Origin of the sequence: Chryseobacterium koreense CCUG 49689 (genome assembly GCF_001045435.1) — a bacterium.
Lineage (GTDB): Bacteria > Bacteroidota > Bacteroidia > Flavobacteriales > Weeksellaceae > Kaistella > Kaistella koreensis.
Genome location: NZ_LFNG01000002.1, coordinates 88481 through 100932 on the forward strand (window position 1 = coordinate 88481; position 12452 = coordinate 100932).

Here is a 12452-nt window from a genome sequence, read left to right on the forward strand (position 1 = left end):
CAAAGCCACCCGCATTGAGGTGGCTTTTTTTTTAATAATTCTTTTGAGTGATTACTTCACCTGAAATTCTGGATTTCCTGTTTCAGAAAGCAGAAATGCAAACTCTTTAGATAATTGTGCAAATTGCTCATCCATAGTGCTTCCGCCGAAATGTCCCGCTTTGTAATCCACATAAAGGTAAACCGGATTTTGAGAGGCATTTTGATCCTGCATTTTTGCGGCAAATTTCGCAGGAATGAAACTGTCGACTCGGGGATCATTAAAGCCTGTCGTAATCAGTTGTGCAGGATATTTTGTTCCTTTTTTGATGTGCTGAAACGCGTCCATTTCGTAAAGTGCCTTAAACTCGGTTTCGTCTTTGATGGTACCGAATTCGGGTATGTTAACTGGTCCGTTTGCTGAAAATTCCATCCTTAAAGTGTTTAGGCATCCCACTTTGGGAATGGCCACTTTATAAAGATCTGGTCTTTCGGTGATTGCTCTTCCAATCAATATTCCACCTGCGCTTGCTCCGGTAATTCCCAGTTTCTCTGGTGAAGTGAATTTATTTTTAATTAAATATTCTGCGGCAGCATTGAAATCTTTCCAAGTGTTTGGTTTTGTTGTTTTTTTTCCGGCAAGGTACCAATCATTTCCTTTTTCACCGCCGCCCCTCACATGAGCGAAAGCGATAACTACACCGCGGTTCAGCAGTGGCAGATAATTTCTTTGAAAAACAGGAGCATATGCAATCATGCCGTAGGAACCATAACCCATCATGAATGCCGTGTTGCTGCCGTCTTTTTTTAGTTTTGTTTTGTCGTAAACGATACTTAGCGGAACCATGGCGCCATCATGAGAAGGATATTCGATTTCTTCATAGGCTAGATTTTCCAAATTGGGAAAGTTGAACTTCACGGTTAGAAAGTTTTCCCATTTCTTCTTGGCGGCCAGATCGTATGGGAAGACATTGAAAGGTTTTGTCCAACCTGTGTTGATCAACACGATTTCATTGTCGTCTTGATTTTCGTTGAAAGGCATGGACATTACGTTTCCTTCAAGATTTGCATTTAAGCTTTCCTCTTTGCCATTGCGCAGGTTGTAGGTCACGATTTTGGTCTGAATACCATTGTGGTCTTGATCAATGACTAAAAAATCTTTGGTCTGTACAACTCTGTCAATTTTCCAGTTGCTATTTCCGTCTAATATTACTTTGGCATTGGCAATATCTGGATTTTTCAGTGAGGTTTTGATTAGTCTAAAGTTTGAATTGCCTTTTGGTGTTTGAAAGTAAACATCTTCGCCATCTACAAACATTTGATGGATTTCATCTCTTTGGTCGACCAGTTTTTTCCATACTATTTTTTTATTTTTGAAATCGGATTTTGGTGCATAGTAAAAAATCGCGTTCGGATCTACTGTAAATATTCCTAAGAAAACATAAGGGGAGTTCTTATACGATGAAATGCCAAGATAATCCATGGGTTTGATTCCTAATTCTGGATATTTCTCCGCACTCGCCAATAAGATGTCTGAGGAAATTGGAGTTCCAATTTTGTGTAATTTTAAAGGTAAATTGAGGTTGTTCTCAGGATCATGAACGTCATAACTTTTAAATTGCCTGTAAATAATTTCTGATTTGCTCGTGTCAAAAAAATATCCTTCGCTGTGGGGAATCACATCTGCCAGAAATTGGCCGGTCGAAACCTCCATAATGTGAATATCTCCAAGTTCCGATCCGGATTCACTGAGGTTAAAAATGATTCTTGAACCATCATCACTTATTTGAGTGTTATAATCCATCGTTTTTCCTGCAATAAATTTTTGGGGATCAAAAAGCAGTTTTTCGGCGCCATTTTCGCCATCCCGATAATAAAGCTTTCTTACCTGTTCGCCGGCGTTTTTCCGATTGTAGAAATATCGTTTTCCTGATTTTCCGGCGGGAATATTCAATCCCGGGTTCATTTGTTCGTATTGCTTTAATTCCTTGATGAGTTGATCTTGACCGGGAATCTTAGACAGTTGAGAATTGGTGAAATCTGCCTGTGATTTTAGCCAAGAAACCATTTCGGGATTTTTTACATCCTCCATCCAGCGGTAATCATCTTGGATTTTCTGGCCCCAAATTTCGTCGGTTACCGCTACTTTTTTGGTGGGTGGATAACTGAACTGTTGTGCGGTGATGAGCTGGAAAGCTGCGCTCATACAAATTAAAGTTACTTTTTTCATGGTTTAGGGTTTTTAGGGTTGTTCAGGTTTTATGAGCCCTAGTGCATTTAGAAAGCCATCAAATAGGCTTCGGAGTTCTCTTTTGGCTGCGATTTCTTCTTGGTCATTCTGGGGTTTAGCTTCTTGGTCATTTCCCAAATGGAGTTGCGATTCTCTATTTTTGACTGTCGGCGGAACATTTTTTTGAAACAATTCAACTGAACTTAAATTTGAGGAATCAAAATCTATTGTTGGGGAATTAACCAGGATCAGCGAGCAGAACAGTAAAAACGTTTTCATGGCTTTGGATTTTATGACGTTTTACCTAACAAAGCTAAGAAGATTTTATAAAAATAAAATAGTTAAAACACCCTTTTTTTAAATAATTTGCAATTATATACTGTTGTTAATCAATAAAATACCCTGTTTATCGGTATTCCGATAATTTAGTCCGATTAATATTTTTTTTGAGGATAATTAAAATGATTTCGCATAAATTTTCATTAATTTTGATAAAATCTTTTATTCGATGGCATACATAGATTATTACAAAATTCTGCAAGTCGATAAAAAGGCGAGCGCGGACCAAATAAAAAAGGCATACCGCAAACTTGCCCGAAAATACCACCCGGATATGAATCCCGGCGACAAAGAAGCTGAGAAGAAATTCAAAGAAATCAATGAAGCCAATGAGGTTCTGAGCAATCCCGAAAACCGTGAAAAGTACGATAAATATGGTGAGCACTGGAAACATGGTGAGGAATATGAAAAAGCTCAGCAACAACAGAGGCAATATCAGCAAAGCCAGAATTATGGCGGAAACTATGGGGGATTTTCGGGAGGAGACTTTGGGGGAGGCGAAGATTTTTCGGATTTTTTCCAAAGTATGTTTGGTGGTGCGGGAGCCGGTTTTGGCAGAAGTTCCAGAGGGGGAGCTTCCGGAAAATTTAAAGGTCAGGATGTGGAGGCGGAACTTAACCTTCATCTGAGAGACGCTGCAAAAACTCATCAGAAAACCTTTGAAATTAATGGAAAAAAGGTGAGGATCACGATTCCGGCGGGAATTGCCGATGGACAGAAAATCAAACTCAAAGGGCATGGAAATCCCGGTTTTAACGGTGGTCCAAATGGTGATTTATTCATTACCTTTAATATTTCTGAAGACCATCATTTCAAAAGAAATGGCGATAATCTAAGCTCAATGGTTGAAATAGATTTGTACACCGCCGTTTTAGGGGGAGAGGTAACCATCCCTACTTTAGACGGAAGCGTGAATTTGGTGGTGAAGCCGGAAACCCAAAACAACACCAAGGTCCGATTGAAAGGCAAAGGTTTTCCGGTATATAAGAAGGAGGGCGAATTCGGTGACCTGTTCGTGACTTATCTGGTGAAGCTGCCAACTCATTTGACCCAGCGCGAAAAAGAACTTTTTCAGGAACTTAAAAACTTAAAGAAATGAGCGAACGAATTTCAAGAGAAGATCTTGTGAAAATCTACAATATAGAAATCACGTTTTTTGATTCATTGGAAGAGTCCGGATTGCTGAAAACGGAGACGGAAAACGATGTGAAGTACCTTTTGTATGAGGAGCTTCCCGCGTTTGAAAGATTTGCAAACTGGCATTATGATTTGGAAGTGAATCTTCCTGGATTGGAGGTCATTCATCATTTACTTCAAAAAATGGAACGTTTAAGTGAAGAAAACCGAAGGCTGATGCGGTTATCGGCGTATTTTACCGGCGAATAGTTTTTTGTCATTGATTTTTGATTGAAATGATTGGCAAGAATTTGTTTGTGTGTTATTTTCAGTAATGGTTTGGAATGCGCCTATCCCTATGAATTATTAAAAAAAAATTAAAATCCTCTTTTGTGTTGACAAGGAATTGTGAGGGTTCTTTAGAAATTAGTAAGTTCGCAGAAATACTAACTTAATTAATTTTTAATGAAAAAACTTTTATTATCGTGCTTTTTAGCATTGGGTATCGGTGCGAATGCACAATTAACACTTTCTGGTGATTTTGAAGATGCTTCTTTTAGTGTACCGGGGGTATACATTCAATTTGGTGGTGGCACGAGATCGGCAGCAGCGGCTTGTAGTGGTGCACAAGGGGGGCAGCTTGCAATTTCAAACACTGTTACTCAGACAGGATGGGCGATTGTTCCTAATGCAGCTGGTAAATATGACAGTGGTAAAGACATTAATGTTTCAATAAATTATAAGAAAGCAAGCACACCGCAGGGAACATTGCATCTTGCTTTATTTAAACAAGATCCTGTAACATCACAGTGGAATATCTCCTCTCTTGCGAATGTAGTGCTTGCTTCAGCAGCAATTACCACTTGTCAAACATTAAGTGCTACTATTCCTGGAAGTTCGTTAGATCCGAGTGCTAATTATGGATTTGGTGCATTTTATGTGAAGTCTAGTGGAAATGGAAATATTTATGTGGATAACATCAATATTACCCAAGCCGAGGCAGACGCTGTACCGGCTTGTACGAGTTTTGTGTCGCCTTTGGATGGTACAGTTTCAAGTTCTGGAACGGTAGCGATGTCATGGCAAGGTGTTTTCGGAGCAAATAACTACAAGCTTACCGTAGGGTCCACGTCTGGAGGTTCTGATATATATAATGCTACAGTGACAGGTTACACTGCATATGTTCCATTAGCGAAAAACACCACCTATTATGCGAAAGTAGTACCTTCAAACGCTATCGGTGATGCTTCCGGCTGTTCCGAGATTTCATTTACTACAAATAATGTTGTTGCCTACTGTCCTGCCGGAGCTCAATCTGCAGCGTATGAAAAAATCACCAATGTGAATTTTGCAGGAATCAATAATAGTTCATCAGCGCTCAGTACTGCACCAGGATACGAAGATTTCACTTCGAAAATCGGTACCGTAAATAAAGAAAGTAGCTATACGTTCACTGCTGCATGTTCAGTTACAACTTATGCAGCCGATCAAATTTTAGTTTGGATCGATTTTAACCAAAATGGTAGTTTTAATGATCCAGGAGAACTGGTTTTTTCTACAACAGGTCTTGCCAGTACCTGGACTGGAAATATCGCAATTCCTGCTACCGCTTTAGAAGGAAATACACGAATGAGAATTAGAGTACATGATACTTCTGATGGAGCGAACGCAACATCGTGTGGAAATTCAACATGGGGGCAAGTAGAAGATTACACCATAAATATTTTACCAAAAGTATTAGGGGTTTCAACTGTAAACAAAGATGCCTTAACCGTTTATCCAAATCCGTTCAAAGATATCCTAAGAATCTCTGACGTGAAAAACGTGAAATCAATCTCAGTGAGCGATGTTTCAGGAAGACAAGTGAAAACGCTAGCTCCGGCAGCAGAACTTAATCTTTCTTCATTGAACGCGGGATTATACATTGTTACATTGCACATGAACGACGGATCTGTGAAAACAGTGAAAGCAATCAAGAAGTAATTTCTTAGATCATACCTTAATGAATCGCCCCTGATTTGGGGCGATTTTTTTGTGCCATTTTGTTAAAACGACTCATGTGGAATATTTTAATGAAACCTTTTCATCTGTTTTTGTACGCCTCCGATCCAAATTCAACTGAAAAGATTTGCCCACCAATGAATCGGATATAGGAATTAGCATCTTTAGCAAAACCTATCGGAAAGCAATGCGCCTAAAAGCACATCACTTCAGTAGTATTTTGAAAAAAAACCAAAATTCATCACAAAGCTCTATAAATCAACAAAATAAATGTATGGAAATTTTGTGTCTGTTGCGCATTTTTTTCATGAGATAGAATTGAGAAGAAGATAGGATTTGCAGACAACTTAATTGTGTATAAATTATAGATAGTTTTGAATTTTGATCCAGGCTTTAACATTGTATTAGAATACATCTTATTTTGAGATTAAAAAGCTATTAAAAACAAGAATTTATAGCAGACCATATAATTTGCTTCATAAATTAAGCTATATTTGGCGACAATTTTAAAATTTTATAAATGAAAAAACTTTTACTCACATGTGGAGTACTTTTAGGGGTTTGTGCTTCCGCCCAAGTGTCGGGGACAAAAACGATCGGGGTGGATTACCCAACATTGGCGGATGCGTTCATTGATCTGAACGCAAATGGTGTAGGTGCAGGTGGTGCCACGATCAATGTGCCTTCCGGGTATTCTGAATCGGCTCCTTCCGGAGGATTTACTTTGGGAACGGCCATTTTGAATGCATCATTATCTTCCAGTAATCCGCTGATCATCCAAAAAAGTGGATCGGGAGCAAATCCTGTGATTAATGCGCAGGTTGGAACCACGTCTTATGATGCTTTCTTTAAATTTGTTGGAGTGGATTATGTGACCATTGATGGTTTTACCCTTCAAGAAAATGCAAGTAATAATACAGCCAATATGGCCATCGAAAGAGGTTTTTATTTTTACCCATTGGATGCTACGGATGGTTGTAATAATAATACCATTCAGAATAATGTGGTGAACTTTATCAGCAGTGGTGTAATTGCTCCCACTGCCGGAGTTTACTTTGCTCATACCACGGAATCTGGAACTGCGCTTGTACCGACTGTCATATCGGGAATGAATAGCAATAACAAGATTTACGGAAATACCATCAACAATGCTTTGTCAATCGGTGTTATGCTAAACGGTTATGCTTCCGCAGCTCCATATACCTTAAGGGATTCCGGAAATGATGTGGGAGGAACTTCAGCGGCCACGGGTAATACTTTCAATAATTTAGGTGAATTAGGTTATGTCACAGCATATGGCGTATTTGGTACTTATCAGGCATCCTCAAATGTTTCTTTCAATACCATGAATTTTGCAGACGGAGGCTTAGGAGCGGCCGGAATCTATATCTACGGTGACAATACCTCTTTTACGGTTAATAATAATAAAGTCAATGCACCAAATCGATTGAACTATACTTCGACCAGCAACGGAACTTATGCGGGTATTTACTGTTTAAGTGTAAATGCTTCCACGGCAGTAAATCTCACCGCAAATAACAATGATATCAATTTGGGCACCATAGCCAATCATACCGGTACCACTTACCAATCCGTATATGGAATTTTGCACGGCTACGCAGCTACTGCAAATACTGGATCCTTCACTGCCACAAAAAATAAAGTGACCGGTGCTTCTTTCGGTACTTATTATGGGATTTATACAACCGCTTCTGGAGCTCAAACAGATATTATCGACAACACCGTAAGCGGAATCAATATTGCCGCGAATGGATATTTGGTCTATGCCAATGCCACGGCAGTTACTAATATTTTGCGAAATAAAGTCTATAATGCGCAAGCCAATAGTACAAGTACACTTTATGGAGTTTACATCGTTGGAACTACAGCTTCTGCTAAGACAAATATTGTAAACAATGTAATTGGTGATTTGCGTGTACCAAACAGTAACAGTACTTCCGTAAGTTTAGCAGGGATCTATCTCGCTTCTAGCGGTGTCACATCAAATCTCAATGTATATTATAATTCAATTTATTTGAATGCGGTCTCATCTGGAGCTACCTTTAATTCCACAGGTATTTACCATACATTCAACACTACTTCTACTACTGCAACGTTGGATATGCGTAATAATATGGTTATAAACACTTCTACACCTAAAGGAGCTGGTTATGCATCTGCATTCAGACGAAGTGCTTCTACTAATCTTAATAATTATGCAGTAACATCAAATAACAACAATTTCTTCACAGGTACTGGAACCAACCAAAATATCTATTATAACGGTACCAATGCCTATACTACAATGTCGGCATTCCAAACTCATGTAGGAGTCAGAGAAACCAATTCCCTGAATATTGGCGCCGATTATCTTTCAACTAATGGAACTTCGGCGGATTTCCTTAAATTGAACCCAAGTACTCCAAATACAGAGTTGCTTGATAACAAAGGAACACCGATTGCTTCTTATACGACTGATTACACTGGAACAACCAGAGATGCTGCAACCCCGGATATGGGTGCCTATGAATTTACTTATGTCGCTCCTACAACAGTTCCTTCATGTACTTCGCTGACAGGAAGCCTTATTAATCTCACGCCGAATCCTGCAACGATTTCGTGGGCGGTTGCTAATGGAGCTACAGCTTATAAAGTTTATGTGGGAACCACTGATGGTGGAACAGATATCGTAAACGGAACTGTAACAACAACGACGAGTATGCAGGTTACCTTGGCTGCTAATTCAACTTATTATGTGAAAATAGTACCAACAAACAATATTGGAGATGCAACCGGCTGTGCTTATACCATGATCAAAACAGGAGTGATGGTTTATTGTACCGCAGGAGCAACCTCAACATCATTTGAAAAAATCTCTAATGTGAATTTTGGAACAATTAACAATAACTCCACTGCTACTGCAGGCTACGAAGATTTCACAGGTATTTCAACAAATGTGAATAGAAAAGGGTCTTACGTTCTTTCCGTAAAAGCAAGTGCATTTTATACCAGTGATAGTTATTTTGCATGGATCGACTTTAATCAAAATGGAGTTTTGGAAGATACTGAAAGAGTTCAGCTTACAGGTGCTTCCGCAACTGCACCGGCAACCGCTAAGATTGTGATCCCTGCTGACGCCAAATTTGGCCCTACCTTGATGAGGGTTAAGTTGATTGATGGAACGGATAACACCCCTTGTCAAACATATACTTACGGACAGGTTGAAGATTATACCGTTAAAATTGTATCGCCGGATGTAGCTTTAATCACTTCTCCTGCCAATGGTGCAACCGGAGTATCAATTAGTCCAACCACGATCACTTGGGATGCGGCAATCGGTGCTACAAGCTATAAACTTTTCGTGGGAACTTCTTCCGGAAATTATGATTTGGTAAACGGAACTACTATTTCAGCTACCACTTATGACTTGACTTTGAATCCAAGTACAACTTATTATGCTAAATTGGTTTCCAACGATGGATCAAATGATTCCACAGGTAATTTGGAAATCTCTTTTACAACGGACGCTGCACTTGCGGTTACCGCTGCTAATAAGACTGAAATTTCGATTTATCCAAACCCATTCACAGATATCTTAAGAATCTCTGACGTGAAAAACGTGAAATCAATCTCAGTGAGCGATGTTTCAGGAAGACAATTGAAAACACTTGCTCCTGCAGCGGAACTTAATCTTTCATCATTGAATTCAGGTCTGTATATGGTAACATTGCACATGAACGACGGATCTGTGAAAACAGTGAAAGCAATCAAGAAGTAATTTCTTAGATGATATCTTAGATGAATCGCCCCATATTTGGGGCGATTTTTTTTGATTAATGCCGTTTGTTTTAGTTTTTATTAATTATGATTAAAAGTTTTCACATTGATTATCAATATTTTAACAAACATAATTAAATTTTTTCACTACTTTGTATTGCATATTACTAAAGTATTTTCATATCTTTGCTTTGTAAAGTTGAAGAAGTGACGACTTCTCACCCATGGAAAATAGTTCCAATTAATAACCTCATAAAAAATGAACACAGAAAACACCAAAGCGCAAATGCGAAAAGGCATTCTGGAATTCTGTATTTTGAGTTTGATTGAAAAAAAAGAAATGTATGTTTCTGACCTGATCGACGAACTGAAAAAAGGAAAACTGGATGTAGTGGAAGGAACGCTGTATCCTTTGCTGACAAGATTGAAAAACGGCGAATTCTTATCATACCGTTGGGAAGAATCAACCGGAGGACCTCCGAGAAAATACTACCAGATTACCGATAAAGGAAAACTGTTTCTCGCCGAACTGCTAAACACCTGGAACGAATTGACAGATTCCGTAAATCAAATCACTCAAAAAACTATAAGCTAAATAAAATGAACAAGACACTCTCAATAGGACTTGCCGGTTTCTCTTTCACTATCGAGGAACACGCATACATCAAATTAAGCGACTACCTTGCTGCACTGCGAAATTCTCTGGATGCGAATGAAGCAGACGAGGTGATGCACGACATTGAAATCAGAATGGTGGAAATCTTCAAAGATGCTCTGGGAAAACGTGAAGTAATTAACGATGACGACGTGGAAAAAGTAATCACCCAAATCGGAAAACCAGAAGTCATCGAAGAACAGGAAGAAGCCTATTTTTCTGATAAAACCAAAAACGAGAAATCCAGAAGGACTCACAACAGCTCCACTGAACAAAAACAGCTCTTCAGGGATCCTGAAAGACAAAAAATCGCGGGAGTTTGTGCCGGTCTCGCCCATTACGCGGGAATGGACATTGCAGCCATGCGCGCCATCTGGGTAGGATTATTCCTATTGTTATTTCCGCTTCCGGGTTCACCAATGCTGATGGTGCTTTTATACATCATTCTTTGGGTGGTAATGCCAAAAGCTGAAACAGCGGCAGATTTCTTAAAAATGAAAGGAAAGCCGATCAACTTTGACAACATCAAAGAAGAGTCCAACAAAATCGTGCAGTTTGCCAATGAATCCACCCAAAGAGTTGGCGAAATCTATCATGAAAACAAACCCTATATCAACAAAGCCGGAAACGGATTGTGGAATGTGGTAAGGTTTGTCTTGGGCGGAATATTTACCTTGATGGGGATTTCACTGCTCCTTGGATCTTTTGCCGTCTTCGGAATTTCGGGGTCAAACAATATCCATTTTTTTGACAACCTCGGATTTTATTTGCAGGATAACAATTTGAGTTTCCTGGTGATAGCGGTTGGTTTTCTCACCATGTTCATTCCGGCGCTCATCTTTTCTTATCTGGCAATAAAACTGTTTTCGCCAAAAACTAAACTGAACAATACCGGATATGTGATTGGTGGATTGGTATTGCTTTGGATCGGATTGATCGCAACAACAGGTTTCAGCGCGATCAAATTCAAAACCCAGTACAGCGGAAATAATGACGAGACTGAAAATGTAGCAATCAATACCACTTCCGACACCATTTTGGTCGATGTGAAAAGAGTGGTTATTCCACAATCCTTCAAAGCTTATTGGGACGATGTCTATTCAGATAAAAAGACCATCTACAAACAGGATTATCCAAGCGTGGATGTGAAAAGGATGGACGTGAAAGCACCTTACCTGGAAATCAAAAAAAATGCGGACGGATATAATCTGCCACTCAGAATGCAGGTTCCGGTAGAAATCGTGGGGAACAAGATTTTGCTTCCAAATTACTACTCCTATCCCTATGAATACCGCTTCAGAGATTACCGGGTAGATTATGAACTGGTGGTCCCGAAAAATATGAAGGTAGTTTCACTAAATGACGAACGTGGATTTTCTGTAAATGATGATGACAGCACGGCAGATAATGCATCTGTTGCTTCAGGAAATAATTCGATCGTGGTCAATTCCAGTGATGAAGACTCCATCATCGTGAATGGAAAAAAAGTCAGCAAAGAAGAAGGCGATCTTATCATCAAGAAAATTGACAAGAAAGAACTGAAAGATATCGACATCACCGTGAAAGACGGCAAGAAAGAAATCACCATTAAAACAAAATAATGAGAGTGGATGAGCAAAAGCGGATTCCTTACCAAAAAAAGTTATTCGCTTTTCGCTTGTTCAATCTTTAACTCTTTAAAATTCAATGTTATGGCACAGCTCTTTTTTGAAATAGTACTGAAAATTGTTGCTTTTGTCACCAGTTTTTTGAATTAGAATTTTAGGCACAAAAACTAAAAAACTGATGAGTGATTCATCAGTTTTTTTATTGGGATTTGAGAGGTAAATCAATCAATATTTGCTACGGGAGAAAATACTTTTGTCACCCTTTTAGTATTTCTCTTTCAAATAAAGATACGCCGTCAGATATTTATTCAAACGCTTGTAATCCCTTTCGGTCAAAGGTTTGGTGAATCTGGTCAAGTCCATGTTATCTCGCAGATCATTCATCTTCACGGCAACTGCAAGCGGCGACTTCTCAGTTTGCTTCACAAATTCGGTGTAATCCTGATTCGGCGGATTCTTCGTGAGACATTCAATCGCAAAAACGATTTCTTTAGGAAATCCCTGCTGCAAAAGATAATCTAGCGTAATTTGCGGGCAATCCTCGATCACGTCATGCAAAACTCCGACGATCTTTTCGTCATAGGTTTTTCCATAATTCATCACACGGATCACATGACCGATATAGGGAGTTCCGAATTTGTCGGTTTGTCCTTTATGAGCGCGGTCAGCGATTTTTATGGCTTTATTTAAAAGTTCCTCCTTTGTCATAGTCATTTGAAAAATGGTAATTTAATTTTTTGATTTTTGTG

General features: G+C 39.1%; 9 protein-coding genes. 6 read left to right on the forward strand and 3 right to left on the reverse strand.

The window, feature by feature from the left end; genetic code table 11:
- Window positions 1-51: 51 nt before the first annotated feature.
- Together ACM44_RS01650 and ACM44_RS01655 are read right to left on the reverse strand one after the other, a co-directional pair.
- Entirely contained in the window at window positions 52-2208 is a 2157-nt protein-coding gene (locus ACM44_RS01650) for a prolyl oligopeptidase family serine peptidase (protein WP_048498382.1), read from the reverse strand.
- A 12-nt stretch (window positions 2209-2220) separates the two neighbouring features.
- Complete coding sequence (locus ACM44_RS01655; protein ID WP_048498383.1) at window positions 2221-2487, reverse strand: hypothetical protein; 267 nt, start codon at window positions 2485-2487, stop codon at window positions 2221-2223.
- A 229-nt stretch (window positions 2488-2716) separates the two neighbouring features.
- On the opposite strand from ACM44_RS01655, the gene ACM44_RS01660 reads away from it, so the two are divergent.
- From ACM44_RS01660 to ACM44_RS01685, 6 genes are all read left to right on the forward strand, one after another.
- Complete coding sequence (locus tag ACM44_RS01660) at window positions 2717-3646, forward strand: DnaJ C-terminal domain-containing protein (RefSeq protein WP_048498384.1); 930 nt, start codon at window positions 2717-2719, stop codon at window positions 3644-3646.
- Entirely contained in the window at window positions 3643-3933 is a 291-nt protein-coding gene (locus tag ACM44_RS01665) for a chaperone modulator CbpM (RefSeq protein ID WP_048498385.1), read from the forward strand. Before ACM44_RS01660 ends, ACM44_RS01665 begins: the two co-directional genes overlap by 4 nt.
- Before the next feature lie 195 nt (window positions 3934-4128).
- Window positions 4129-5646 (forward strand): GEVED domain-containing protein, encoded by a 1518-nt coding sequence (locus ACM44_RS01670; protein WP_048498386.1) that lies wholly within the window; start codon window positions 4129-4131, stop codon window positions 5644-5646.
- A gap of 538 nt (window positions 5647-6184) precedes the next feature.
- Window positions 6185-9442 carry a beta strand repeat-containing protein gene (locus ACM44_RS01675; RefSeq protein WP_048498387.1) on the forward strand — a complete coding sequence of 1086 codons (3258 nt, stop codon included), beginning with the start codon at window positions 6185-6187 and terminating at the stop codon, window positions 9440-9442.
- 258 nt (window positions 9443-9700) lie between these two features.
- A complete protein-coding gene (locus ACM44_RS01680) occupies window positions 9701-10036 on the forward strand; it encodes a PadR family transcriptional regulator (protein ID WP_048498388.1) in 336 nt (111 codons plus the stop codon).
- Window positions 10037-10041: 5 nt separating this feature from the next.
- Complete coding sequence (locus ACM44_RS01685) at window positions 10042-11697, forward strand: PspC domain-containing protein (RefSeq protein WP_048498389.1); 1656 nt, start codon at window positions 10042-10044, stop codon at window positions 11695-11697.
- 270 nt (window positions 11698-11967) lie between these two features.
- On the opposite strand, the gene ACM44_RS01690 is transcribed toward ACM44_RS01685, so the two are convergent.
- Complete coding sequence (locus ACM44_RS01690) at window positions 11968-12411, reverse strand: phosphohydrolase (protein ID WP_407637841.1); 444 nt, start codon at window positions 12409-12411, stop codon at window positions 11968-11970.
- Between the last annotated feature and the right edge of the window lie 41 nt (window positions 12412-12452).

Excerpts from the sequence above, each read along its gene's own strand:
- ACM44_RS01670 (WP_048498386.1), top strand. The coding sequence starts at position 4,129 with ATGAAAAAACTTTTATTATCGTGCTTTTTAGCATTGGGTATCGGTGCG.
- ACM44_RS01690 (WP_407637841.1), bottom strand. The coding sequence starts at position 12,411 with ATGACAAAGGAGGAACTTTTAAATAAAGCCATAAAAATCGCTGACCGC.
- ACM44_RS01675 (WP_048498387.1), top strand. The coding sequence starts at position 6,185 with ATGAAAAAACTTTTACTCACATGTGGAGTACTTTTAGGGGTTTGTGCT.
- ACM44_RS01665 (WP_048498385.1), top strand. The coding sequence starts at position 3,643 with ATGAGCGAACGAATTTCAAGAGAAGATCTTGTGAAAATCTACAATATA.
- ACM44_RS01685 (WP_048498389.1), top strand. The coding sequence starts at position 10,042 with ATGAACAAGACACTCTCAATAGGACTTGCCGGTTTCTCTTTCACTATC.
- ACM44_RS01650 (WP_048498382.1), bottom strand. The coding sequence starts at position 2,208 with ATGAAAAAAGTAACTTTAATTTGTATGAGCGCAGCTTTCCAGCTCATC.
- ACM44_RS01660 (WP_048498384.1), top strand. The coding sequence starts at position 2,717 with ATGGCATACATAGATTATTACAAAATTCTGCAAGTCGATAAAAAGGCG.
- ACM44_RS01680 (WP_048498388.1), top strand. The coding sequence starts at position 9,701 with ATGAACACAGAAAACACCAAAGCGCAAATGCGAAAAGGCATTCTGGAA.
- ACM44_RS01655 (WP_048498383.1), bottom strand. The coding sequence starts at position 2,487 with ATGAAAACGTTTTTACTGTTCTGCTCGCTGATCCTGGTTAATTCCCCA.